The 25,149-nt window shown below is 54.6% G+C and carries 23 protein-coding genes, 1 other RNA gene and 1 other annotated feature; of the genes, 2 read left to right on the plus strand and 22 right to left on the minus strand.

The annotated features are described in order from the left end of the window. Positions 1-6 precede the first annotated feature (6 nt). From IKE44_RS01120 to IKE44_RS01185, 14 genes are all read right to left on the minus strand, one after another. On the minus strand, positions 7-768 hold the full coding sequence (locus tag IKE44_RS01120; protein ID WP_049625201.1) for a tRNA threonylcarbamoyladenosine dehydratase: 762 nt from the start codon (positions 766-768) through the stop codon (positions 7-9). Positions 769-919: 151 nt separating this feature from the next. Next, positions 920-1,106, minus strand: a non-coding RNA gene (gene ssrS / locus IKE44_RS01125) — 6S RNA. Positions 1,107-1,182: 76 nt separating this feature from the next. Continuing rightward, positions 1,183-2,955, minus strand: coding sequence for an aspartate--tRNA ligase (aspS, locus tag IKE44_RS01130; protein ID WP_287464763.1), 1,773 nt, complete (start codon positions 2,953-2,955; stop codon positions 1,183-1,185). Between the two features lie 4 nt (positions 2,956-2,959). Beyond that, the gene (gene hisS, locus IKE44_RS01135; protein WP_033014784.1) at positions 2,960-4,240 is read right to left on the minus strand and encodes a histidine--tRNA ligase; all 1,281 of its coding nucleotides are present in this window, start codon (positions 4,238-4,240) and stop codon (positions 2,960-2,962) included. Between the two features lie 45 nt (positions 4,241-4,285). After that, positions 4,286-4,517, minus strand: a binding site (T-box leader). 201 nt (positions 4,518-4,718) lie between these two features. Beyond that, positions 4,719-6,248: an alkyl hydroperoxide reductase subunit F gene (gene ahpF / locus IKE44_RS01140; RefSeq protein WP_232854504.1), complete on the minus strand. Its 1,530-nt coding sequence runs from the start codon at positions 6,246-6,248 to the stop codon at positions 4,719-4,721. 13 nt (positions 6,249-6,261) lie between these two features. Further along, complete coding sequence (ahpC, locus tag IKE44_RS01145) at positions 6,262-6,825, minus strand: alkyl hydroperoxide reductase subunit C (protein ID WP_013144645.1); 564 nt, start codon at positions 6,823-6,825, stop codon at positions 6,262-6,264. 230 nt (positions 6,826-7,055) lie between these two features. Next, positions 7,056-7,229, minus strand: coding sequence for a hypothetical protein (locus IKE44_RS01150; RefSeq protein WP_015375481.1), 174 nt, complete (start codon positions 7,227-7,229; stop codon positions 7,056-7,058). Positions 7,230-7,309: 80 nt separating this feature from the next. Continuing rightward, positions 7,310-7,768 carry a D-aminoacyl-tRNA deacylase gene (dtd, locus tag IKE44_RS01155; RefSeq protein WP_013144643.1) on the minus strand — a complete coding sequence of 153 codons (459 nt, stop codon included), beginning with the start codon at positions 7,766-7,768 and terminating at the stop codon, positions 7,310-7,312. A 23-nt stretch (positions 7,769-7,791) separates the two neighbouring features. Further along, entirely contained in the window at positions 7,792-9,990 is a 2,199-nt protein-coding gene (locus IKE44_RS01160; protein WP_049626409.1) for a RelA/SpoT family protein, read from the minus strand. A gap of 148 nt (positions 9,991-10,138) precedes the next feature. Next, positions 10,139-10,651, minus strand: coding sequence for an adenine phosphoribosyltransferase (locus IKE44_RS01165; protein WP_033014788.1), 513 nt, complete (start codon positions 10,649-10,651; stop codon positions 10,139-10,141). Beyond that, positions 10,642-13,008, minus strand: a complete 2,367-nt coding sequence (gene recJ, locus IKE44_RS01170; RefSeq protein ID WP_287464772.1) for a single-stranded-DNA-specific exonuclease RecJ — start codon at positions 13,006-13,008, stop codon at positions 10,642-10,644. The genes IKE44_RS01165 and recJ overlap by 10 nt, the downstream gene beginning before the upstream one ends. 57 nt (positions 13,009-13,065) lie before the next feature. Then, on the minus strand, positions 13,066-13,974 hold the full coding sequence (locus IKE44_RS01175; RefSeq protein ID WP_080985658.1) for a cation diffusion facilitator family transporter: 909 nt from the start codon (positions 13,972-13,974) through the stop codon (positions 13,066-13,068). A 137-nt stretch (positions 13,975-14,111) separates the two neighbouring features. After that, entirely contained in the window at positions 14,112-16,364 is a 2,253-nt protein-coding gene (gene secDF, locus IKE44_RS01180; RefSeq protein WP_049624740.1) for a protein translocase subunit SecDF, read from the minus strand. Positions 16,365-16,476: 112 nt separating this feature from the next. Continuing rightward, a complete protein-coding gene (locus IKE44_RS01185) occupies positions 16,477-16,764 on the minus strand; it encodes a post-transcriptional regulator (RefSeq protein ID WP_033014790.1) in 288 nt (95 codons plus the stop codon). A 111-nt stretch (positions 16,765-16,875) separates the two neighbouring features. On the opposite strand from IKE44_RS01185, the gene spoVB reads away from it, so the two are divergent. Together spoVB and IKE44_RS01195 are read left to right on the plus strand one after the other, a co-directional pair. Continuing rightward, a complete protein-coding gene (gene spoVB / locus IKE44_RS01190; protein WP_049624741.1) occupies positions 16,876-18,438 on the plus strand; it encodes a stage V sporulation protein B in 1,563 nt (520 codons plus the stop codon). Positions 18,439-18,504: 66 nt separating this feature from the next. Then, positions 18,505-18,888, plus strand: coding sequence for a TIGR04086 family membrane protein (locus tag IKE44_RS01195; RefSeq protein WP_033006360.1), 384 nt, complete (start codon positions 18,505-18,507; stop codon positions 18,886-18,888). 163 nt (positions 18,889-19,051) lie between these two features. On the opposite strand, the gene yajC is transcribed toward IKE44_RS01195, so the two are convergent. From yajC to IKE44_RS01235, 8 genes are all read right to left on the minus strand, one after another. Further along, positions 19,052-19,324 carry a preprotein translocase subunit YajC gene (gene yajC, locus IKE44_RS01200; protein WP_033014793.1) on the minus strand — a complete coding sequence of 91 codons (273 nt, stop codon included), beginning with the start codon at positions 19,322-19,324 and terminating at the stop codon, positions 19,052-19,054. A gap of 23 nt (positions 19,325-19,347) precedes the next feature. Further along, entirely contained in the window at positions 19,348-20,487 is a 1,140-nt protein-coding gene (tgt, locus tag IKE44_RS01205) for a tRNA guanosine(34) transglycosylase Tgt (RefSeq protein WP_287464774.1), read from the minus strand. A gap of 20 nt (positions 20,488-20,507) precedes the next feature. After that, a complete protein-coding gene (gene queA, locus IKE44_RS01210; RefSeq protein ID WP_033014798.1) occupies positions 20,508-21,536 on the minus strand; it encodes a tRNA preQ1(34) S-adenosylmethionine ribosyltransferase-isomerase QueA in 1,029 nt (342 codons plus the stop codon). A gap of 15 nt (positions 21,537-21,551) precedes the next feature. Next, entirely contained in the window at positions 21,552-21,758 is a 207-nt protein-coding gene (locus IKE44_RS01215; RefSeq protein ID WP_013524224.1) for a DUF2905 domain-containing protein, read from the minus strand. After that, a complete protein-coding gene (gene ruvB, locus IKE44_RS01220; RefSeq protein WP_033014842.1) occupies positions 21,755-22,756 on the minus strand; it encodes a Holliday junction branch migration DNA helicase RuvB in 1,002 nt (333 codons plus the stop codon). Before ruvB ends, IKE44_RS01215 begins: the two co-directional genes overlap by 4 nt. Positions 22,757-22,789: 33 nt before the next feature. Continuing rightward, entirely contained in the window at positions 22,790-23,374 is a 585-nt protein-coding gene (ruvA, locus tag IKE44_RS01225) for a Holliday junction branch migration protein RuvA (RefSeq protein WP_232854505.1), read from the minus strand. 103 nt (positions 23,375-23,477) lie between these two features. Further along, complete coding sequence (locus IKE44_RS01230) at positions 23,478-23,954, minus strand: intercompartmental signaling factor BofC (protein WP_049626408.1); 477 nt, start codon at positions 23,952-23,954, stop codon at positions 23,478-23,480. Positions 23,955-24,181: 227 nt separating this feature from the next. Then, complete coding sequence (locus tag IKE44_RS01235; RefSeq protein ID WP_014196414.1) at positions 24,182-24,922, minus strand: YebC/PmpR family DNA-binding transcriptional regulator; 741 nt, start codon at positions 24,920-24,922, stop codon at positions 24,182-24,184. Positions 24,923-25,149: the final 227 nt, after the last annotated feature.

A 25,149-nucleotide genomic window follows, 5' to 3' on the forward strand; every position in this document is an offset into this window, starting at 1 on the left:
GTTTCCTCATTCGCCGACGCGGGCGATGGGGATGTCTTTTAACAATTCATTGATGACGTAAGACGCCATAATAAGCCCGGCAACCGACGGAACAAACGCGTTCGATGATGGCGGCATTTTCGCTTTGCGGATCGGCGAAGCATCGTTGCCGACGACTTGGCGAACGTCTTCGCGGATTTTCACCGGCTTCTCATCGGAAAAGACGACCGGAATGCCGCGGCGAATCCCTTCTTTGCGCAGCTTGGCGCGGATGACTTTCGCAATCGGATCGGTGTGCGTTTTTGAAATGTCGACAATACGAAAGCGGGTCGGATCCATTTTGTTCGCCGCACCCATGCTGGAAATGATCGGAATGCCGCGCTTGAGGCATTGTTTCATCAAATGCACTTTGTACACAATCGTGTCGGACGCATCGATGACAAAATCCAGATCATAGGCGAAAAATTGCTCATACGTCTCTTCTGTATAAAACATTTGCAAAGCGATCACCTCGCACGCCGGGTTGATGTCGGCGATGCGCTCTTTCATGAGCTCCACTTTCGGACGCCCGATGGTCGAGAGCAACGCATGGATTTGCCGGTTGATGTTGGTGATATCGACGTTATCGCGATCAACAAGCACCAACCGGCCGACGCCGGAGCGGGCGAGCGCCTCGACGGCGAACGACCCGACACCGCCGACGCCAAGGACGGCGACGGTGGCGTTTTTTAAGCGTTCCAACCCTTCAGGGCCAATCGCGAGTTCATTGCGGGAAAATTGGTGCAGCATCGTTCTCCTCTCCGTTTGCTTCAAAATTGATGTTTATGCCGCTTTTTATCCTACCATCAAGACAGCAAAAGAGGCAACGGCATTTTGCTGGCAAAACAAAACCCCTATGCGGCCATCCGCATAGGGGAAATGCTGTTGATTCCTTAATGTCGCCAGTCCCAATCGTGCCGTCGATACCTTCGTTTTGAACCCGCTCTCCCATAGGTGGGTGCCCTGTTCCAAGGTTTGCGCTTCCCCTGTGACGAAGGGGCGTGCACGCCGCTTGGAAACCCCGGGCTCCCGGATCATCTACTGTTCGGTCAAAACGATGGGTGACTCGACGAACACATTAGGACGGTGTGTTGCTTTGATTGTATCATATTTTTTCGCGTTTGTGAACCTCTGCCGTCAATGTTTCTCCTTCCAACGGCGCCATTATTCCTCACGAGGAAGCACAACGGCCAAATGCAGCTCCTCGAGCTGCTTGTCGCTGACCGGCCCCGGCGCTTCCGTCAATAAGCAGCTCGCACTCGCCGTTTTCGGGAAGGCGATCGTATCGCGCAAGTTCGTGCGCCCAGCGAGCAACATCACCAGCCGGTCAAGGCCAAGCGCAATGCCGCCGTGCGGCGGAGTGCCGTATTCAAACGCCTCAAGCAAGAATCCGAATTGGCGGCGCGCTTCTTCTTCGCTGAACCCTAAGGCGCGGAACATTTTTTCTTGCACGTCGCGCTCGAAAATGCGGAGCGAACCGCCGCCGAGCTCGTACCCGTTTAACACTAAATCGTACGCCTGTGCGCGAACGGCGCCCGGGTTTGTCTCCAACAGCGGAATGTCGTCGCGCACCGGCATCGTAAACGGATGGTGGGCGGCGTAATAGCGCCCTTCTTCTTCGTCATACTCCAAAAGCGGCCAATCCGTCACCCACAAAAACGCGAGCTTCGCTTCGTCGATCAAGCCGAGCTCTTTGCCAAGCTTCAGCCGGAGCGCCCCAAGCGCCGCTGCGACGATCGCTTTTTCGTCGGCGACAAACAAAAGCAAATCTCCGTCTTCGACAGCAAGCGCTCGACGCAGCGCCGCCTGTTCCTCATCGGTGAAAAACTTGGCGATCGGCCCTTTCAGCTCATCTCCTTCCGCTTTCAGCCAGGCGAGCCCTTTCGCCCCGTAGCGGGCCGCAAATTCGCCTAACGCGTCGATGTCTTTGCGCGAATAGCGGCTTGCTGCGCCTTTCGCGTTGATCGCCTTTACTTGCCCGCCTTCCTTGACCGTGCGGGCGAACACTTGAAATGCTGAATTACGGACGATTTCCGATACGTCGACGAGCTCAAGACCAAAGCGTATATCCGGCTTGTCCGAGCCGTAGCGGCTCATCGCCTCGTCATACGTGATGCGCGGAAACGGGCGCGGGATGTCGATCCCTTTTGCTGCTTTCACGACGGCAGCCATCATCCGTTCGGTTAAATCCATAATATCCTTTTGTTCGATAAACGACATTTCGATGTCGATTTGCGTAAATTCCGGCTGGCGGTCAGCGCGCAAATCCTCGTCACGGAAGCAACGGGCGATTTGGTAGTACCGTTCCACGCCGCCGACCATGAGCAGCTGCTTAAAAATTTGCGGCGACTGCGGCAAGGCGTAAAATTCGCCCGGATGAACGCGGCTTGGCACCAAATAGTCACGCGCCCCTTCCGGCGTGCTTTTCGTCAACATCGGCGTTTCAATTTCCAAAAAGCGTTCGCTATCCAAAAAGTCGCGCACCGTCTTTGTGATTTTGTGGCGAAGCGCCAGTGTTTGAAACATGACTGGGCGGCGCAAATCCAAATACCGATATTTTAAGCGCACGTCTTCCGCCGCATCCGTGTCATCGGAAATCGAAAACGGCGGCGTTTTTGCCTCGTTGATGATCTCGATTCGTTCCGCTTGAATTTCAATGCGGCCGGTCACGATGTTCGGATTGACCGTCTCGGGCGCGCGGGCGACGACCGTTCCTTCGACGCTTAAAACGTATTCGCTCCGCACGCGTTCCGCTGCCGCCAGCGCCTCGGCCGAGACATCGGGGCTGGCGACAACTTGGACGATGCCCGTTCGGTCGCGCAAGTCAATGAAAATGAGGCCGCCTAAGTCGCGGCGCTTTTGCACCCAGCCTTTGAGCACGACGCGCTCGCCGACGGCCGTTTCCGGCACTTCTCCGCAATGATATGTGCGTTCCATTCGCTCACTCCTCCTTCCCGATCCGTTCATGCAAAAAGTGCGCCAACTCGCCGAGCGGTACATTCGTTTGCTCGCCGCTCGCCATATGCTTTACCGCCACTTCCTGTCTCTCGAGTTCTTCATCGCCGATAATGGCGACAAACGATGCCCCAAGCCGGTCGGCGGCCTTCAGCTGCGCCTTCAATTTTCGGCCCAAATAATCTTGATCGACCCTCAATCCGGAGCGGCGCAATGCATAAACGAGGCGGACCGCCTCGTCTTTCGCCCGCTCACCGACAGCGACGACATAGCAGTCAAGCCCACTCTCCACCGGCAATTCCACTCCTTCGGCGTCAAGGGCGGCCAACAGCCGCTCGATGCTCAAGGCAAAGCCGATGCCCGGCGTCTCCGGACCGCCGATTTCTTGGACAAGCCCGTTGTAACGCCCACCGCCGCACAGCGTCGCCGCCGCGCCAAATCCTTCCGCTTCGCTCATAATTTCAAACGTCGTGTGGTTGTAATAGTCAAGCCCGCGCACGAGCCGCGCATCGATGACAAACGGGATGCCGAGCGCTGTCAAGTATTGTTTCACTTTCTCAAAATAGGCACGCGATTCGTCATTTAAATAGTCTAAAATCGACGGCGCCGTCGCCATCAGCTCATGATCGCGGTCTTTTTTGCAGTCGAGAATGCGGAGCGGATTCGTATGAAGCCTCGTCTGGCAGTCCGGGCACAGCTCGTGGATGCGGTTTGAAAAATGGCGAACAAGCGCCTCTCGGTGCGCCCGGCGGCTGTCAAGGTCGCCCAAGCTGTTCATGACAAGCCGGATCCGTTTTAAGCCAAGCGCTTCGTAAATATGCATCGCTAGCGCCATCACCTCGGCGTCAATCGCCGGATCGCTGCTGCCGAGCGCCTCGACGCCGAACTGGACGAACTGGCGGAACCGTCCCGCTTCCGGACGCTCGTAGCGAAACATCGGCCCGCTGTAATACAATTTCAGCGGCTGGTTCGGACTGCCGTACAGCTTATGCTCGACAAACGCTCTGACAACCGGCGCCGTTCCTTCCGGGCGGAGCGTCAGCGCGCGCCCCCCTTTGTCTTCGAACGTGTACATTTCTTTTTGCACAATGTCCGTTGTATCCCCCACGCCGCGCAAAAAAAGCTCCGTATGTTCAAAAATCGGCGTCCGGATTTCCTGATACCCATACCGGCTGCAGAGGCTGCGGGCAATGTGCTCGACATATTGCCATTTTTCCGAGTCACCCGGCAGCACATCTTGTGTCCCTCTTGGAATTTGAAAAGCCATGCTCATCCTCCTTTGCCCAAAATAAAACGCCCTTGTCCCCATGATCATAGGGACGAGAGCGTCATTCCCGCGGTGCCACCCTAATTGAAGCCGATCCGGCTTCCGCTTGTCGCCATTAACGCATGGCACACGTTCCCCTTTACTGGCGCAAAGCGCGTTCAAAGGGAAACCTACGGAGTGTCTTTCGTTAAGCCATCATGGAGAAGCGCTCGCAGCCTTGGGCGCTTCCTCTCTGGCCATGTGGACCTTAACTACTTTTCTCCATCATCGGTTGTTCCGTATGAGAAAGATGTAATTTTATATTACGGACAATCTCGCCCGTTTGTCAAGTTGTCCTAGCAGCTGTGATCCATGGTTGTTCGCAAAGAGAAAAACCTTGATGTCTCATCGCATTTTTCTCCTTGTTGTAAAAAAAGAGAGCCGATTCATTGAACCGCCCCTCCATGGGATCGAAGAGGCGGTCCACCTTCGGCTCTCTTTAATGGCGAATCAAGTAATCAAACGCGCTTAACGCCGCGGTTGCACCCGAGCCCATCGAGATAATGATTTGCTTATAGGCGCTGTCCGTGCAGTCGCCCGCGGCAAAGACGCCTTCAATGTTCGTCGCGCCGCGTTTATCGACGATAATTTCACCGAAGCGATTCCGTTCCACCGTTTCTCCCAACCATTCGGTGTTCGGAACAAGGCCGATTTGCACGAACACGCCTTGCAATTCGATATGATGTTCTTCTCCTGTTTCCCGGTCAATGTACGTCAAGCCGTTGACTTTGTCCGTGCCGGTGATTTCCGTCGTTTGCGCGTTTTTTATCACCGTTACGTTCGGCAGGCTGTACAACCGGTTTTGCAGCACAGCATCCGCCTTGAGTTCAGGGGCGAACTCCAGCAGCGTCACATGGCTGGCGATGCCAGCGAGGTCAATCGCCGCTTCGACTCCAGAGTTCCCGCCGCCGATGACCGCCACGTGCTTCCCTTCGAACAGCGGGCCGTCGCAGTGCGGGCAATAGGCGACCCCTTTGTTTTTGAACTCTTCCTCGCCCGGCACGCCAAGGTTGCGCCAACGGGCGCCCGTTGCGATGACAACGGTTTTGCTTTTCAACACAGCGCCGTTTTCCAGCTCGACTTCAATCAAGTCTTTTTTCTCGAGCCGTTTTGCCCGCTGCGAGCTCATGATGTCGACGTTGTATTGCTTTACATGTTCTTCAATGCTGGCCGCAAGCTTCGGTCCTTCCGTATATTTGACGCTGATAAAGTTTTCAATGCCGAGCGTATCTAAAATTTGTCCGCCGAAGCGCTCCGCGACAATGCCAGTGCGAATGCCTTTGCGCGCTGCGTAAATGGCTGCTGTCGCACCTGCAGGGCCGCCGCCGATCACCAGCACATCAAACGGCTCTTTGTTGGCGAAGGAAGAAGCGTCCGGAGCACTCCCTAATTTGGCGAGGATATCTTCAAGCGACATGCGGCCGCTCGCGAACAGTTTGCCGTTTAAAAACACCGTCGGTACGGCCATAATCCCTTTTTGCTCCGCTTCTTCTTTAAACGCCGCCCCGTCGATCATCGTATGCGAAATATCTGGGTTCAACACGCTCATAATGTTGAGCGCTTGCACGACGTCCGGGCAGTTGTGGCAGGTCAGGCTGACGTACGTTTCAAAATGATGTTTGCCTCTGATTTGTTGAATGCGGTCCACGACGTCTTGGCTGACTTTCGGCGGCCGCCCGCTCACTTGAAGCAGCGCCAAAACGAGGGACGTAAATTCATGGCCGAGCGGCACGCCGGCGAAGGTGATGCCGGTGTTTTCGCCGACCCGGTTGACGCTGAAGCTTGGCGTTCGTTCCAGCTTCGCTTTTTCCACTTTGATTTTCGGCGACATCGCCGTTAATTCATCGATTAAAGCAAGCATATCGCGGGAAACGTTGTCGTCTCCCGCGCTTACCGTCAAGACAATATCATTTTCAAGCAATTGCAAATACTGAGCTAGTTGCGCCTTGATGTCAGCATCCAACAGCATCTCCTAAGCCCCCTTAAATTTTGCCGACAAGGTCAAGGCTCGGCTTCAGCGTTTCCGCTCCTTCTTTCCATTTCGCCGGGCAGACTTCACCTGGATGGTTGCGCACGTATTGGGCCGCTTTAATTTTATCAATCAGCGTGCTGGCGTTGCGGCCGATGCCGTCCGCATTGATTTCCACCGCTTGAATGACGCCGTCTGGGTCAATGATGAACGTGCCGCGTTGCGCCAATCCTTGTTCTTCATCGAGCACATCAAACATGCGCGACAGTTGATGCGACGGGTCGCCGATCATCACGTATTCGATTTTGCCGATAGCTGGCGATGTATCGTGCCATGCTTTATGAGTAAAGTGGGTGTCGGTCGAAACCGAGTACACTTCCACGCCAAGTTCTTTGAACGTCGCGTAGTGGTCTTGCAAGTCTTCGAGCTCCGTCGGGCAGACGAACGTAAAGTCCGCCGGATAGAAGCAGACGATGCTCCATTTTCCCATGAAGTCTTGCTCTGTCACTTCGATGAATTCGCCGTTGTGATACGCTTGGGCACGGAATGGTTGCACTTTTTTCCCTACGAGTGACATTCTTCATCTACCTCCTGTGACTATTTTATAATAATTTTAAACCAATACTTATTATCATATAGGGGCATGTGTTTGTCAATACATATGCAATGGATTTTTTCCTCTACCGATCCGGATCAGTGTTGAGCGGATGCGCAGCGCTCATTCGCAGCTGTTTCGTCTGAACGGCCACACCGCCTCGGCCCACGAAACATCCACACGCCGCGTGCGCTCCTTCCAACTCGCCATGCTTACGGACGAGGCTGCTGTTTTTTCAACATTTGTACGTCTTTCGGCGCCACACCGAATTCGGATGCCAACTCAAACGCTCTATATTGAGCCTCGAGCCGCACCCATTCGTGAAAGTCGGCGGACAACACATCGTCCGCCCGATGCGCCTGCTCGCCTCTTTTGGTTTGCCGCATCGCACTCCTCCTTTCTTATTGCCACACTTGTTTTCATCTTTCCCATTTTTCGCCGAAAATAAAAAAGAAACCGGGAAACTTCATCGGTTTCCCGGTTTCTCGCTGCTGTCGATGATCAAGGTGACCGGCCCGTCGTTTGTGAGCGATACGTCCATCATCGCACCGAATACGCCGGTTTCTACATGAACGCCTCTTTCGCGCAAAGCGGCGTTGAACGCTTCATACAGCGGCAAGGCATGGTCGGGCTTTGCCGCCGCCATAAAGTTCGGGCGCCGGCCTTTTCGGCAGTCGCCGTAAAGGGTGAACTGCGACACCGACAGCACCGCCCCGCCGACGTCAAGCAAGGAGCGGTTCATTTTTCCGTCTTCATCTTCAAAAATGCGCAAATGAGCGATTTTCTCAGCCAAATAGGCAGCATCGTCCTCCGTGTCCTCGTGTGTAACGCCAAGAAGGACGACAAGCCCGGCATCGATCGCTCCGACCGTCTCGCCATCGACGGTGACTTTGGCCTCTTTCGCCCGCTGGATGACCGCTCTCACTCGCCTTCCTCCTTTCGCCGCCCTTAGTTGTTCATCAAACGCTGGACGGAATAAATGTCGGGAATTTGCTTGATTCGATCGACCACTTTTTGCAAGTGGCTCAAATTATGAATGGCGATCGTCATATGGATCGTCGCGATTTTATGGCGATAATCGGAGCGTCCCGAGACGGCGGAAATGTCTGTTCGCGTTTCATTGACCGCCTGCAGCACCTCATTCAGCAAACCGCGGCGGTCAAATCCGGTGATCTCAATGTCCACGTTATATTCGCACTTTCCGTTTGCCCCGCTTTCCCATTCTACGGCAATCAACCGATCGGCCGCTTCTTCGGTCTTGACGTTCGGGCAATCGGCGCGGTGGACGGAAATGCCGCGGCCGCGGGTAATAAAGCCGATGATTTCATCCCCCGGCACCGGGTTGCAGCAGCGCGACAGACGGATGAGCAAGTTGTCCATTCCTTGGACGCGGATGCCGCAGTCGCGTTTTTTTCCAGCCGGCAGCTTGGCTTCGAAGACCGCTTCGGCCAGTTTGCGCTGCTGTTCCTCGAGATCGCGCTGCTTCCGCCATTTTTCCGTCAACCGATGGGCGATTTGCGCCGCTGTGATGCCATGATAGCCGACTGCCGCATACATATCGTCTTCATTCGAAAAATTAAATTTTTCCGCAACGCGCTTGACGTTGTCCGCCGTCATCACTTCTTTCGGTTCAAAACCGAGGCTGCGCACTTCTTTTTCGACCATTTCTTTTCCTTTTTCGATATTTTCTTCACGCCGTTGTTTTTTGAAAAACTGGCGGATTTTGTTGCGCGCCTGCGACGTCTTGGCGAGCTTCAGCCAGTCCTGGCTTGGACCGTACGAATGTTTCGACGTCAAAATTTCCACGATGTCGCCCGTCTGAAGCTTATAGTCAAGCGGCACCATTTTGCCGTTCACTTTGGCGCCGATCGTTTTATTGCCGATTTCCGAATGGATGCGATAGGCGAAATCGATCGGCACCGACCCGGCTGGCAGCTCGATGACGTCGCCCTTTGGCGTGAAAACGAACACCATATCGGAAAACAAGTCCATCTTGAGCGATTCCATGAACTCTTCGGCATTGCTCGCGTCGTTTTGCCACTCCAAAATTTCCCGAAACCAAGACAGCTTTTCTTCAAATGAATTAGGTTTGATCGTCTTTCCTTCTTTGTACGCCCAATGGGCGGCAATTCCGAACTCGGCGATTTGATGCATTTCGAATGTGCGGATTTGCACCTCAAGCGGCTCGCCCTTGGGGCCGATCACCGTCGTGTGGAGCGACTGGTACATGTTCGGCTTCGGCATGGCGATGTAGTCTTTGAAGCGCCCTGGCATCGGCTTCCAGCATGTATGAATAATGCCGAGCACAGCATAGCAGTCTTTAATGCTGTTGACAATGATGCGGACGGCAAGCAAATCGTAAATTTCATTAAACTGTTTGTTTTGCATCACCATTTTTCGGTAAATGCTGTAAATATGTTTCGGACGCCCGGAAATTTCGCAAGGAATATGCACTTCGTTGAGCCGTTCGCGCACTTCTTGAATGACTTCCTCCAAATATTGCTCGCGCTCAGCCCGCTTTTTCTTCATTAAATTGACGATGCGGTAATATTGCTGCGGGTTTAAATAGCGAAGCGCCGTATCCTCAAGCTCCCATTTGATTTTCGAAATGCCGAGCCGATGCGCGAGCGGAGCGAAAATTTCGAGCGTCTCATTGGCAATGCGCCGCTGTTTTTCGGCCGGCAAATGTTTCAATGTCCGCATATTGTGCAGCCGGTCGGCGAGCTTGATCAAAATGACCCGGATATCTTGCGCCATGGCCAAAAACATTTTCCGGTGGTTTTCCGCCTGCTGTTCTTCCTGCGATTTATATTTAATTTTCCCAAGCTTCGTCACCCCGTCGACAAGCATCGCCACTTCCGCGCCGAACTCGCGCTCGAGGTCTTCTTTTGTCGCCTCAGTGTCTTCGATGACATCATGCAAAAACCCGGCGGCGATCGTTGTCGCGTCCATCTTTAAGTCCACCAAAATGCCCGCGACTTGAATCGGATGGATGATGTATGGTTCGCCCGATTTCCGAAATTGGTCGCGATGGGCGTGCTTGGCAAACTCATACGCCTTTTTCAAAAAGGCGACGTCTTGTTCCGACAAATAACAGCTCGCTCGTTCAAACACTTGCTCCGCTGTCAGCACTTGTTCATTGGCCATAGGGTTGAATCACCTTTTTAATCGATTAAAATTGAAGCTGCAAAGCACAGAGGTCCGTTGCGTTCATACGGTTAATAAGAAAGAGCACTCATGTGTGAGTGCCCCTTTTTTCTTTATTGTATCCGAAGATGCGAACAATGTCGACTGTTTAAAACTGCATCAGCGTCAAAATGTCGTAGCCTTCCAATTTTTTGCGGCCGCCAAGCTCGGTGAGCTCAATCAAAAACGCCAATCCGGCCACCACTCCGCCGAGCTGTTCCACCAAATCGATCGTCGCCCGCATCGTCCCACCCGTCGCGAGCAAATCGTCGGTGATCAACACACGCTGCCCTGGCTTAATGGCATCTTTATGCATCGTCAAGACATCTGTTCCATATTCCAGGCCATACTCCACACGGACGACTTCGCGCGGCAGCTTCCCTTCCTTGCGCACCGGCGCAAACCCGACGCCAAGCGCATAGGCGACCGGGCATCCGATGATAAAGCCGCGCGCTTCCGGACCAACGACGATATCGATTTGTTTTTCGCGCGCATATTGAACAATTTGGTCGATCGCGTATTTGTACGCCAGACCGTTGTCCATCAGCGTTGTAATATCTTTAAACATGATGCCCGGCTTCGGGAAATCGGGCACAATCGTAATGTATTGTTTTAAGTCCATGATACGTTTGCCTCCTCGTGCGTTTGCGAACGTGTCATTTCCGCCAAACAGCGGTTAAGCTGCTCATAAGTAGAATATAATAACTGTTGCTCCACCTCAAGCTCGTCCCGCCAGCGGCGGTACGTCGGCGATTCGTGCAAATCGCGCTTCGCCGGCGCACGGACGAGCGAAATGACGCCGTTTTGCTCCGTAATAAACTCCAACTCCAAAAACACTTTCGCCATAAAATGAACCGTCTCTTCCGTCCAACCGCGGGCGCGCGCCAATTGCCCGCCCCGCTCGGCAAGCGGGAACGAACGGTATTTGTGCAACAGCGCATAAAACCATTTAAAATGATCGCGCGTCGGGAACGTACGGAAAAATCGGGCTTCCGGCTGGGCGAACAGCGCATAAATGCGCGCCGGCTCCTTGCCCCCAAGCAAGGCGGCAAGCCGCCCGAGCGTCGGCGGCAAATCAAGCAGCACAACGTAACGGCCGCTAATCTCCAGCGCACCCGCCTCTTCGTCCGTCAGCACGCAGCGAAGTTCCCCGCGAAACGAGGCTAAATCAGGGCGCGCGCCCGTTCCTTGGCGAAACATGACAAGCAGCCGCTTTTCTTTTGGCAACCGCTCAAGAAAGGGACGGACGTCGCGGCAGCCGCGGATGTCAAACAGCTGGCAGTGGCTGACCGCCAGATCACACAGCGACAGCTGCGCCTTCGCCAGCCCGTTCCATTCATTCACGGAAAGCTCCCCGACTGCCGAAACGCGCGCCCCCGGGGCGATTTCCTCACACAGCGGTCCGAGGCCAAAACCAATGGCGTCGACTGAGGCGCCCTCCTGCGCAAACACCGCCTTCATATGGGCGCCGTTCGCTCCGACGCGCCGCATCGTTTCAACGGACGCCCCTTCAATGAGAACAAGCGGCCGCGGATTGCCGACGCCAAACGGAGCGAGCCGTTCGAGCCCGCGGGCGGCGTCGAGCGTCAGCTCAGCGACCGAACAAGAGGCGTCAATAAACGTCAGCGGCGTCAAGTCGTCATCGGACAGCGTTTCCGCGGCGATGGCGTTCAGCCGTTGCCGCAATTCTTCGACATCATCAAGCGCCAATGTCATCCCCGCCGCCATCGGGTGGCCGCCAAAGTGCGGCAACAGGTCGCGGCATTGCGACAGGCTGGCGAATAAGTCAAACCCATGAATGCTACGGGCTGACCCTTTGGCGATCCCTTTTTCCCGGTCGATTGAAAGCACGACCGCCGGGCGGTAAAACTGCTCAACAAGCTTAGAAGCGACAATGCCCACCACTCCGGCATTCCATCCTTCGCCTGCCACAACCAAGACGCGATGTTCCTCAGGAGGAAATTGGCGGCGCACCATGTCCGCCGCTTCTTCAGCGATTTGTGCCACAAGCTGCTGACGTTCGCGGTTTAACTCGTCCATCTCCGCCGCCAGCTGCACCGCTTCGTTCTCATCGTCCGTCATTAAGAGCGCCACTGCCGGATCGGCGCCGCCGAGGCGCCCCGCCGCGTTCAAGCGCGGAGCGATGACAAATCCGACCGTCTGTTCGTTGATGGCCGCCGCATCAATGCGGCATTGCCGAAAAAGAGCGCGCAGCCCGATGCGCTCCGTCGCTCGCAACGCTTCAAGCCCGTGTGCAACAAAGAGGCGGTTTTCCCCAACAAGCGGAACCAAATCAGCGATCGTGCCGATCGCGACCAAATCAAGCAAATGGCGCGGCACCCGCCCAAGCAAGGCATGGGCTACCTTAAACGCAACGCCGACGCCGGCTAAATCGCGAAACGGATATGTACTTCCCGGCTGCTTCGGATGGATGATCGCATGCGCCTCCGGCAACACCGGACCTGGCTCGTGGTGATCCGTTACGATGACATCCATCCCCCACTCGTTGGCGGCCGCAATTTCCTTGACCGCCGCAATCCCATTGTCGACGGTCACAATGACGGAAACGCCGCGCTCTTTTGCGGAGCGAAACGCCGCCATGTTCGGCCCGTATCCTTCCGTAAATCGGTTCGGAATGTAGAACTCGACCGACGCCCCCGCCTCCTTGAGAGCACTCACCATCACCGACGTGCTGCAATCGCCATCGGCATCGTAATCGCCGTATACCAACACGCGTTCACCCGCGTCGATCGCCCGCTTTAGACGCTGAATCGCGCGCTCCATCCCGTCAAGCAAAAACGGATCATGAAACGATTGCTCAAGCGGATTGAGAAACGACGCCGCCTCCGAGGCCGTCCGCACCCCGCGGCGGACGAGAAGCCTCGCCAATAAGGGCGTGACGCCGGCTTCCTCAGCCAGCCGCCTCACCGTCTGCTCATCGAGGCGCTCCACCTCCCAACGCGTTTTCGCTTTCAACATGTCTCCCACCTCAACTCTCCTTATTATACAAAAAGGAGAAAAGGGCAGGCAACGACATTACGGTTTTTTTTCCGGGTTGTACGGGTTGATGTGAACCATGACATTGCGGACGCGCGGCAGCGTCAGTAGTTTTTCTTTCACTTTCTTTCCGATCCGGTGCCCCTCTTCGACCGTCAAGCGCGGATCGACGGCGATTTTCAAATCGACGATGACGTAATGGCCGTGCTCGCGTGCATGCAGCTCATTGATTTGCCGCACATCGGGAATGGACAAGACCGCCTCGCGCAAATAGCCAGCCTCTTCCTTGTGAAGCACATGGTCGATCGCCGTATGGACCGACTGTCGGCCAAGGTCCCATGCCATTTTCAGAACAAGCAGCGAGACGAACAATCCGGCGAGCGGGTCGGCATATACAAGCCAGTCAATCTCCCATTTTCCACCGACAATGGCGGCGCCGACGCCGATGAGCGCAGCAAACGACGAAAACACATCCGATCGGTGCTCATAGGCGTTGATGATCAGCGCATCGCTGTTTAGCTTTTTCCCGAGCCGGTATTTATAGTGAAACATCGCTTCTTTGACAGCAATCGACAACAACAAGATGTAAATGGCGGCCGCCCCGGGCGGCGACAGTGGGGCGAAAAATGACAGAAACGCCGAGCGCCCGATCTCGATCCCAACGAGAAATAGAAGAACCGCCACAATAATGGCGGCGATTGATTCCGCTTTCCCATGCCCGTACGGATGATCCTCATCCGGCGGGCGCGCAGCGGCCCGCAGTCCAACCCAAACGGCGAACGAGCCGGCAACATCGGACGCTGAATGGGCGGCATCAGCGATCAACGCTTGGCTTTGGCTCCACACACCGACCGCCGCCTTGACAGCAGCAAGCGCCATGTTGCCGGCGATGCCGACGACCGCTGCTGTTTTCGCCTGCTTGAATCGCTGTTCGTGTTCCATGGCCATCTCCCCCACCTTTGCATTCAGCAGCCTCACACGCTGCCTATGTTGCATCTGATGGTTAGTATATCCATTTTCCGCCCCGAGCATTGCACCGAACAAAAAAGGCGCCGGAAAAGCACATTCACTTTTCCGGCGCGCTGTTACACCTGCGGTTCGGCCTCGGCCGCCGCTTTTTTGGCTCCTTTCCCTTTTTTGAGCTCCTGTCCTTTCCAAACGACCCAAAGCTGAGACGCGATGCAAAGCGACGAATAGACGCCGCACACAAGTCCAACGAGCAAGGCGAGGTTGAAATTGCGGATCGCTTCGCTGCCAAAGATGAGCAACGCGATGACCGTAAACAAGACGGTCAATACGGTATTGACCGAGCGCGTAAATGTTTGCTGCAACGCCCGGTTGACGATATACTTCAAGTCGTCAACCGTTTTCACTTTCCGCTTTTTCATCAAATCCCGGATGCGGTCAAACGTGACGATCGTATCGTTGATCGAGTACCCGATGATCGTCAGCACCGCGGCGATGAATGTCAAATCGACTTCAAGACGCGTCAAGCTGAACACAGTGACAATGAAAAAGGCGTCATGCAACAGGGCAACGATCGCCGCCAACGCCATCCGCCACTCAAAACGGATCGTCACGTAAAGAATGATGCCGATCGAGGAAATCAGCACAGCAATGAGCGCATTGCGGGCCAGCTGCTTGCCGACGACCGGAGAGACGGTGCTGATGTTTGGTTCGTTGCCATACGCTTGCTTCAATTCATTTTTCAGCTTGGCAATTTCTTGCTTATCGAGCACGCCAATCAAGCGGACGACGCCTGTTTTCCCATCCGTGCCGGACAGGACGACATCCTCCGGCTTGTAGCCGAGCCGCTCGAAATAGTCGCTCAACTCTTTCGCATCGATCGGCTGGCTGCTCTTCACCTCAACGCGCGTTCCGCTCGTGAAGTCAATGCCAAGATTCAGCCCCAGGGCAAACAACGAGATGACGCCGGCGATCGCCAATGCGCCAGAGAAAATGAAAAACTTTTTGCTATGTTTGACAAAATCCCAGCGGTCAAACTTCGTCGGCACTTCCGTTTCCTCGGTCGTTTCGGCAATGTTTAAGATTTGCGACTTTTTGACGCCAAACCACTCCGGCTTTTTATCGAGCCAGCGGCTTGACACAAGCAGTCCGAGCAACAGCCGCGTGCCATAAACAGCGGTGAGAAAGCTGACGACGATGCTGATGATGAGCGTCGTCGCAAACCCTTTCACCGAGCTTGTCCCGTAAATAAAAAGAACAGCGCCGGCGATGATCGTCGTAAGGTTGGCGTCAAAAATCGTCGCAAACGACCCGCGGTTGCCAGCACGGAACGCCGACAGCATCGACTTGCCGAGCTTCAGCTCCTCTTTGATCCGTTCGTACGTAATAATGTTGGCATCGACCGCCATCCCAACCCCTAAAATCAGGGCGGCAATGCCCGGCAGCGTCATCACGACGTTCATCCAATCAAACAAAAGCAAAATCAAATAAATGTATACCGACAGCGTAATGACGGCGATGATCCCGGGAAGCCGGTAAAACCAAATCATGAACAAGAAGATCGCCGCCACACCGATGATGCCGGCCAACACCGTTTTTTGCAGGGCGTTTTTCCCAAACTGAGCGCCGACGGACGTGGAGTAAATTTCATGCAGCTCGACCGGCAGCGCGCCGGCATTGAGCAAATCGGCCAGCTGTTGCGCTTCTTTGACCGTAAAATTGCCGACGATCGACACATCCGTCTGATTGAACACTTGGTTGACTGAAGCGGCGGAAATAAATTTCGGATCCGTTTTGCCCGCTTCTTTCCGGTAGGAGTCCACCCCTTCTTTAAAATCGAGCCAAATGACTAAAATGTTGTTTGGCGGCCCCATTTTATATACTTTTTCCGTCACCTGGCGGAACTTGTCGGCGTCTTTCAATTTCAGAGCGACGCTCGGCCGGCCGTTTTCATCAAACGACAGCTTCGCTCCGCCTTGGACGAGGTCGCTTCCATCCATAAGCACGTTGTCATTGACATCGCGGAACGTCAATTTCGCCTGCGTGGACAAAATTTCGCGCGCCTCATTTTGATCTTTCACCCCGGCGAGCTGGACGCGGATGCGGTTTCCTCCCTCGATGTCAACGCGCGGCTCGCTGACGCCAAGGACGTTGATCCGTTTATTCAGCGCACTGACGGTGCTTTGCAGCGTCTCTTGGTCAATCTTATCGCCTTTTTTGGCCGGCTTCACTTCATACAGCACTTCAAAACCGCCTTGCAAGTCAAGGCCCAGTTTGATGTTATGTACAATTCCTTGAATCGTCGGCCCCATCACTCCGGCGAACAAAAGCAGGAGCAGAAAAAAGGCGACGATGCGGTTTCGTTTTACCATTCTCCTTAAGATCCTCCTTCAACTTGCTTCAGAGCCGTCCGGTGTCGCGCCAAGCAAAACATTGGCCTCGCCTTCCATTATGAAACAGCAGCCGGCAAGTGTCAATTTTCCACTATAACAACTCCTTTAAAACCCGCTCCAACTCATCATCGCCGGCCGCCTGCTGCTTATACGAACGCATCGTCAAAAATATCATATACTCGCTCGGCGAAAGAGAGAAAATGTCGCTGACCAACTCATGCAGTTTTTTTTCCGCCGGCCGATGCTTCCACTTTCGGGAACATAAACATTCCCACAGCCCGTCCATCGTCACTTGCGTATAGCCGAGAAGACGAAACTCATCGCACTTCGACTCGAGCGCCGGCATGAGCTGTTCGCGCAGCTTCCGGTTTTCATCCATCCCCCATACCCCCTTGTATCCATTGCCGCCTGCCAATCTTGTCATGCTTGGCCATGGGCCTTGCATATATTGTATAAAAGATGGAGGCATTTGAGAAGGCAGGGGGAGAAAATGTCTAAATTTTTACAAGGTACGGTCATTTTAATCGTCGCTGGCTTTATTACGAAAATTCTCGGCTTCATCAACCGAATTGTCGTCGCCCGCATGATCGGCGATGAAGGAGTCGGGCTGTACATGATGGCCGTGCCGACGCTCGTTTTAGCGATTACCGCGACGCAGATCGGGCTTCCGGTCGCCATTTCCAAACTCGTCGCCGAAGCAGAGGCGGCCGGCGACCGGCAACGGGTGAAACAAATTCTCGTCGTGTCGCTGGCCACCACCGGCGCGCTAAGCATCGTGCTTCTGCCGGCGTTGATCGCTGTTGCGCCATGGCTCTCCCGGACGATGTTCACCGACCCGCGTACGTACTATCCGCTTCTTGCCATCGCTCCAATTGTGCCGATCGTCGCCATCTCTTCGGTGCTGCGCGGCTACTTTCAAGGACGCCAGCAAATGAAACCGTACGCCTACTCGCTCTTGCTGGAACAAATCGTCCGCATCAGCTTGATCGCCTTATGCACACAGCCGCTTTTGCCGTACGGCGTCGAGTATGCCGCCGCCGGCGCCATGGCGTCTTCCGTTCTCGGCGAGCTGGCAGCATTATTGTATTTACTGTTTTTATTTAAGGTTAAAAAATCGATTCGCCTGCGGACAAAGTTTTTTCACTACGTCCAAGCCGGCAAAGAGACGTTCGTCCGCCTCATGCGCATTGCCTTGCCAACGACCGGCGGCCGTTTGATCGGCTCGCTTTCTTGGTTTTTTGAGCCAATCGTCGTCGCCAACAGCTTGGCATTGGCCGGCATCGCCGCCTCCACTGCCACAAGGCAATACGGACAGCTTGTCGGCTACGCGCTGCCGTTGTTGACGTTGCCGTCGTTTATTACGTACGCGCTTTCGACCACCCTGGTGCCGGCCATCAGCGAAGCCATGGCGCAACGCAAGCTGCTTTTGGTCGAATACCGGATCACCCAGGCGATGCGCTTGTCGCTTATCACCGGCGGCCTTTCCACCGTCATTCTTTACTTGTTCGCCGATCCGCTCATGCGCTGGATGTACGGCACAAGTGAAGCCGCGATCTTTATTCAAGTGATGGCGCCGTTTTTCTTATTGTATTATTTCCAAGGCCCGCTGCAGGCGGTCTTGCAAGGACTGGACTTGGCGAAAGCCGCCATGACGAACAGCTTGATCGGAGCAGTGGTGAAGCTCGTGTGCATCTTCGTCCTTGCTTCCCGTCCAAGTTTGGGCATTATGGGCGCGGCGCTGGCGACTGCAGTCAGCACCGTTCTTGTGACGTTGCTTCACTTTGCCACGGTCGTCAAGATGGTGTCTTTTTCCATCGATGCACGCGAGTACATCAAAGCGCTTGGCGCCATCATCGCTGCGGGCGCAATCGGCTATGCGCTCTCCCGCCATCCGCTTTTGGCGGTGCCCGCACCGCTTTGGACGCTGCTTGCCATGGCCGCGACAGCCGCCCTATATGCCGCCTGCCTCATTCTGTTCCGGCTCATCCGGCGCGAAGAGCTCGTCTACCTTCCGGGGCTGCACTGGCTGGCCGGAAAAAACAAGCGAAAATAAACGTCTAAACCTGTCCGGCGGTGAATATATTGTGGTAAAAAGCGTTTGGGCCAAGGAGGGATTGCGGTGTCACGGCTTGGCAGCGCACTGGTGTATGGAATCGCCACAGTTTTTGTGTTGGCGGCGCTCGTCAGCTTCATTTTTTCGTTGTTGCTCAAATGGACGGACATTCACGAATCGTCGCTCACCTGGATCGTGTTTGCCGCCTCGGTTGTCTCGCTGTTTATCGGCGGCGTTGTCGCCGGCGGAAAAAGCCAAGAAAAAGGATGGCTCGCCGGCGGGCTGACCGGCCTCTTATTTACGGCGATCATCTTTTTGTTTCAATTTCTTGGCATGGAAAAATCGTTTACCGTCGAACAATGGCTGTACCACCTTGCCTTTTTCGCCGCTGCTTCCTTAGGTGGCATCGTCGGAGTCAATTTGTCATCGTCGCGCTATGAACGGACGTAAAAACGACAAACCATCGCAAAAGCAAAAGGTGTCCTCAAGGCAAACGGGACACCTTTTGTGATGGAGAGCGCGATGGTAAGAAACGAGATTGCGTCTCGCTCGCGCTTTTCACACCGCCGTTCAAATCGGCGCTCAAGCTTAGATGCCGATGGCCGCGCTTTCGCTACGCCTTACTTTCCGCCACCACTTCTCTCACCGCGGAGCGGTCGAACGTCAGTCGCGTGCCGTCGCCGGCGCGAACGATGATTTTGTCCTCATCGACCGAGTCGATGATGCCGTGCAATCCACCGATCGTGATGATTTTATCGCCTTTTTTCAAATTCGCCTGCATTTGCTGGATGGCGCGTTGCCGTTTTTGTTGCGGGCGAATGAGCAAAAAGTAGAAAAACACAAAAAACAGCACAATCGGCAACAAATTGGCGATCACTGCGTTCATGCAATCCCCCTCCTTTCCGGTCGTCAAAAGTTTTTTGCATTCGGCTTGTTGAAGCCGTAGCGTTCGAAAAATTCCTCACGGAAATCGGCGAGTCGATCTTCGCGGATCGCTTGTCTCACCTGCTCCATCAATTTTATCAAAAAATAGACGTTATGATAAGACGTGAGGCGGATGCCAAATGTTTCATCACATTTGATGAGATGGCGGATGTACGCACGCGTATAGTTCCGGCACGTGTAGCAGTCGCAGTTCGGATCGAGCGGCGAGAAGTCGCGAGCGTACTGGGCATTTTTGATCACCACCCGTCCTTCGCTCGTCATCACGGTGCCGTTGCGGCCGATGCGCGTCGGCAATACGCAGTCGAACATGTCGATGCCGCGGATCGCCCCGTCGATGAGCGAATCCGGCGAACCGACGCCCATTAAATAGCGGGGCTTGTCCGCCGGCAGAAGCGGCGTCGTAAACTCAAGCACCCGATTCATGACCTCCTTCGGCTCGCCGACCGACAACCCGCCGACCGCATAGCCCGGGAAATCGAGCGACACTAAATCGCGGGCGCTTTGCCGGCGCAAATCTTCATATTCACCGCCTTGGACGATGCCAAACAGCCCTTGCTCATTCGGGCGGCGGTGCGCCTTCAAGCAGCGCTCCGCCCAACGGCTCGTCCGCTCGATGGACTGTTTCATGTATTCATATGTCGCTGGATACGGCGGGCACTCATCAAACGCCATGATGATGTCGGCGCCAAGCGCATTTTGAATCTCGACTGCTTTTTCCGGCGATAAAAACAGCTTATCGCCGTTTAAATGGTTGCGGAAATAGACGCCTTCTTCCTCGATGCGGCGGAATTCACTGAGGCTGAACACTTGGAAGCCGCCGGAATCCGTCAAAATGCCGCGATCCCAATTCATAAACGCATGCAATCCGCCCGCTTCCGCGACAATGTCATGCCCCGGGCGCAGCCAAAGATGATAGGTGTTGCTTAAAATGACGCCGGCCCCCATTGTCTTCAGCTCTTCCGGCGACAGCGTCTTGACCGTGGCGAGCGTCCCAACCGGCATAAACATCGGCGTTTCAAACGAGCCGTGCGGCGTATGGAGGATGCCAAGGCGCGCGCCCGTCTGCCGGCACGTTTTGATCAGTTCAAAGCGAATCGGTGTCATCAACGTGCTCTTCTCCTTTCTCAAATGATGAGCATCGCATCACCGAAGCTGAAAAAGCGGTATCGCTCTTTGACCGCTACTTGATACGCGTGCAAAATATTTTCGCGCCCGGCGAGCGCACTCACGAGCATGATGAGCGTCGATTTCGGCAGGTGGAAGTTCGTCACCAGCCCATCAATCCCTTTGAACTCATAGCCCGGATAGATGAAAATGTCGGTCCAGCCACTTTCTGCAACAAATCGGCCGTTATGTTTGCCGGCGACCGTCTCGAGCGTCCGTGTCGACGTCGTGCCGACGGCGATGATGCGGCCGCCCTGCTCCCGGACGCGGTTTAACGTCTCAGCCGTTTCCTCGCTCATTTGATAAAATTCGGCGTGCATATCGTGCTTCTCGACTTCGTCCACTTGCACTGGCCGAAACGTGCCAAGCCCGACATGAAGGGTGATGAAGACGATATGCACCCCTTTTTCGCGAATGGCGTCAAGCAGCTCTTCGGTGAAATGCAAACCGGCGGTTGGCGCCGCTGCCGAACCAATTTCACGGGCGTACACCGTCTGATACCGCTCCGGGTCGTCGAGCTTTTCTTTAATGTACGGCGGCAGCGGCATCTCGCCAAGCTCGGCCAATACTTCATAAAACAGGCCGTCATACGAAAACTCAAGCACTCGCCCGCCGTGTTCCAGCGTATCGAGGCAGACGGCTTGAAGCTTCCCACCGCCAAAGGTGAGCTTCGTCCCCGGCTTGACCCGTTTGCCCGGCTTAACGAGCGTCTCCCAACGGTCGCCGTCAAGGTGCTTTAAAAGCAGCACTTCCACCGTCCCGCCCGTTTCCTCTTTTTCGCCGTAAAGACGCGCCGGCATGACGCGCGTATCGTTTAACACGAGGCAATCGCCCGGATTCAAGTACGAAATAATGTTTCGAAACGTTTCATGGCGAATGGCGCCCGTTCGTTTATCGAGCACCATGAGCCTTGATGCCGCCCGGTCTGGAAGCGGCGTTTGCGCAATCAACTCTTCCGGCAAATGAAAATCAAACAAATCGACTTTCATGCAGTTCTCCTTCCTTCAGCGAAATCGTCCGAGTACGTAAAAAATCAACGATAACACAACGCTCAGCAAGATGGATGTCACAACGGGAAAATAAAACGTCATATTCCCTTTGCGGATGACGATATCCCCCGGCAAGCGGCCGAGTTTGACAAACTGCATGACAAACCCGACAATGATGAGCACAACGCCGATCGTCATGATCAACTTTGGCAAGCTGTTCACCGCTTCGGAACCTCCATTTCGAAATGGGCATACGCAGCCGGCGTGACGACGCGCCCGCGCGGCGTCCGCTGCAGCAAACCGATTTGCAGCAAATACGGCTCATACACTTCTTCAATCGTCTGCGCCTCTTCCCCGATCACCGCCGCCATCGTTTCAAGCCCGACCGGGCCGCCGGCGAACTTCTCAATGATCGCTAAAAGCAGCTTATGGTCAATGTGATCAAGCCCGAGCCGGTCGACCTGCAGCCGCTCGAGCGCCTCGACAGCGAGCGGCAGGGTAATTTCACCGTCCCCGCGCACTTGCGCAAAATCGCGGACGCGCCGCAGCAAACGGTTGGCGATGCGCGGCGTGCCGCGCGCCCGACGGGCAAGCTCAAGCGCCGCTTCGCGCTCGATGCCGATTTGCAAGATGGCCGCCGCCCGCTCAATGATTTGGGCGAGTTGGTCGACGTGATAGTATTCGAGCCGGCTGATGACACCAAACCGGTCGCGAAGCGGCGCCGACAGCGCCCCGGCTCTCGTCGTCGCCCCGACGAGCGTAAACGGCGGCAAGTCGAGGCGAAGCGTGCGCGCATCCGGCCCTTTGCCAATCGAGATATCTAAGCAATAATCTTCCATCGCCGGATAGAGCACCTCTTCCACCGCCCGCGGCAGCCGGTGGATCTCATCAATAAAGAGCACATCCCCCGGCTCAAGCGAAGTGAGAAGCGCCGCCAAATCTCCCGGCCGCTCGAGCGCCGGTCCAGATGTCGCTCGCAGCTTGACGCCCATTTCATTGGCGATGATCACGGCCAGCGTCGTTTTCCCAAGCCCCGGCGGCCCATACAGCAGCACATGGTCAAGCGTCTCCTCGCGCAGCTTGGCCGCTTCAATGAACACCCGCAAGTTTTCTTTCACTTTATCTTGCCCGATATACTCATGCAAATATTGCGGACGCAAACTCGGTTCCAATGCCGCCTCGCCGCCTAGGGCAGCGCTGGATACGATCCGGTCATCCATCGCCATCCCTCCCTTCTTGGTTTCCTCCTTTCCTTACTTGAGCAAGAGTGCCAACGCCCGCTTCACATATTGCTCCGTCGACATCGCTTCACTGCGGAGCGCCGGAATGATTTTTTCAATTTCCCGCTCGGCGTAACCGAGCGCCTTGAGCGCATCGACCGCCTCAGCCAGCTCTCCGGAAAGCGGGGCGGCCGAACGTGCAGCCGCCGGCGCCGCAAGCGCTCCGAGCTTCCCTTTTAAATCCAAAATCATTTGCCGAGCCGTCTTTTTGCCTACGCCTGGAAACTTGCATAAAAACGCCTCGTTTTCTTCCTCGATGGCCCGCGCCAGTTCATCCGGACGCCCGGCCGCCAAAATGGCAAGACCCCCTTTCGGACCGATGCCAGACACTTGAAGCAGCTTAGTGAACAAGTTGCGCTCTTCGCGCGTGGAAAACCCGTATAAAGCGTGCACATCTTCGCGCACATATTCGTATGTATACACCGTCACCACCGCCTCGCGGCTCTCGCGAAAGGCAAACGGATTCGGCGTAAAAATTTCGTAGCCGATGCCATGATGGTCAATGACGATATATTCCGGGCAGACGTAGTCGACGTACCCGCGGATAAACTCGATCAATGGATGCTCCTCTCCTTTTCTCGTCCTTTCATTGTATCATATGATTTCATTATAGCAAAAAGAAATCCCGTGATGCGCATCGCACCACGGGATTGTTGCCGCTTTACTGGACAACCGCAAAATGGCGGTACATTTCAATCACTTGTTCGTATTGTTCTTTCGAGAGGACGCGAATTCCTTTCTTCAGCTTTTCTTGCTGACGGCTTTCGAGCTTTTGCACGTCGATTTGGAAAAACGACTGGATGATTTCGCTCGACTGGCCCGGTTTGCCGTTGAAGATAGACAACGTGCCATCGTCCGTAATTCCGAAGTAGCCGTTTGTTTTTAACAACGGCGAAATGTCGTTGATTGTTTTGAGAAACACGATCGTCTGATCATCGAGCGTCACGAGTTGCCAACCGCGATATTTTTTCCATATTTCTGTCATCGAATCGACGGTTTCGGTGACTTTCTCTTCGCTCATCTCTCCGTCCAAGTATTGCCGCTCGAGCACAATCGTCATCTTAACCGGTGCGGCGGAGGCCGAATGAACCGGTAACACGATGGCGGCGATCCACATTATGAGGGAAAGAATTCGCATCGTTTGTTCCTCTCTTCTCGGATGATGGTTCCTTTACGCCACTAGTTTTACCAGCGGACGCCATTTTATTCCTTGATCCATCAGCTTTTTTGCCAAGCAAGCTGCCGCCGATCCAAAAAGTGGGGTGGGGATTCGAGCCAACGGCGCTCGATCATCATATTCCATTATGTTCCACGACCTTCGAACGTATGTACAAAAAAATCCGCCGGCTTCGCCGACGGACGTCGCTACTCCTCAAGCACCGATTCGTCCAAATTATGGTACACTTCTTGGACGTCATCATCATCTTCAAGCGTATCGATCAACTTCAGCATTTTTTTCAAATCGTCGCCCTCAAGCGTCGTATACGTTTGCGGAATCATCGTAATTTCCGCGCTGGCAAACGTGAATCCTTGCTGTTCCAGCTCGTCTTTCACCGTTTCAAACGATTCGGGCGCTGTATAAATTTCGAACGATTCGTCCGTTGTTTCCATCTCCTCGGCGCCCGCTTCAATGGCCAACAGCAGCAATTCATCCTCATCAACGTTATGCTGTTCGCGGTCAATCACGAGCAGCCCTTTGCGCTCGAACAAATAGGAGACGCAACCCGTTTCCCCTAAATTGCCGCCGTTTTTCGAAAAAGCGGCGCGTACGTTTGCGGCAGTGCGGTTTTTATTGTCGGTCAGGCAAACGACCATGACGGCAACGCCGCCTGGTCCATATCCTTCGTAGCGAATTTCCTCATAGTTGGTATGTTCTTGGGTTCCAGTTGCTTTTTTAATCGCCCGTTCGATGTTTTCGCTTGGCATGTTGGCCGCTTTCGCCTTCTCAATGACAAGGCGCAGGCTCGGATTGGACGCTGGATCGCCTCCGCCGCTTTTGGCGGCCACATAAATTTCCTTCGCCAGTTTCATGAACAGTTTGCCGCGTTTGGCATCTTGAGCATTTTTCCGCCGTTGGATATTTTTCCACTTCGAATGTCCAGCCATCGACAGTTCTCCTCTCATCGCAACGGAATGTTCCGATTATTACTATAGCAAAAAACGCGGAAATTGTCAGCCAGCTCCAGCGAAGGGAGTCAGTCAAGACTTTGTGGAGAACATTTTTTCGGTTCACTACGGGTGTTGTCAATCACTAGTTAGCGAACCATTTTCAGGAATTCATATCGTAAGCGCTTTCGGACTCTCATCCCTCATCTTGAGGCGATGATACGATA

Origin of the sequence: Geobacillus sp., assembly GCF_017515625.1 — a bacterium.
GTDB classification, from domain to species: domain Bacteria; phylum Bacillota; class Bacilli; order Bacillales; family Anoxybacillaceae; genus Geobacillus; species Geobacillus stearothermophilus.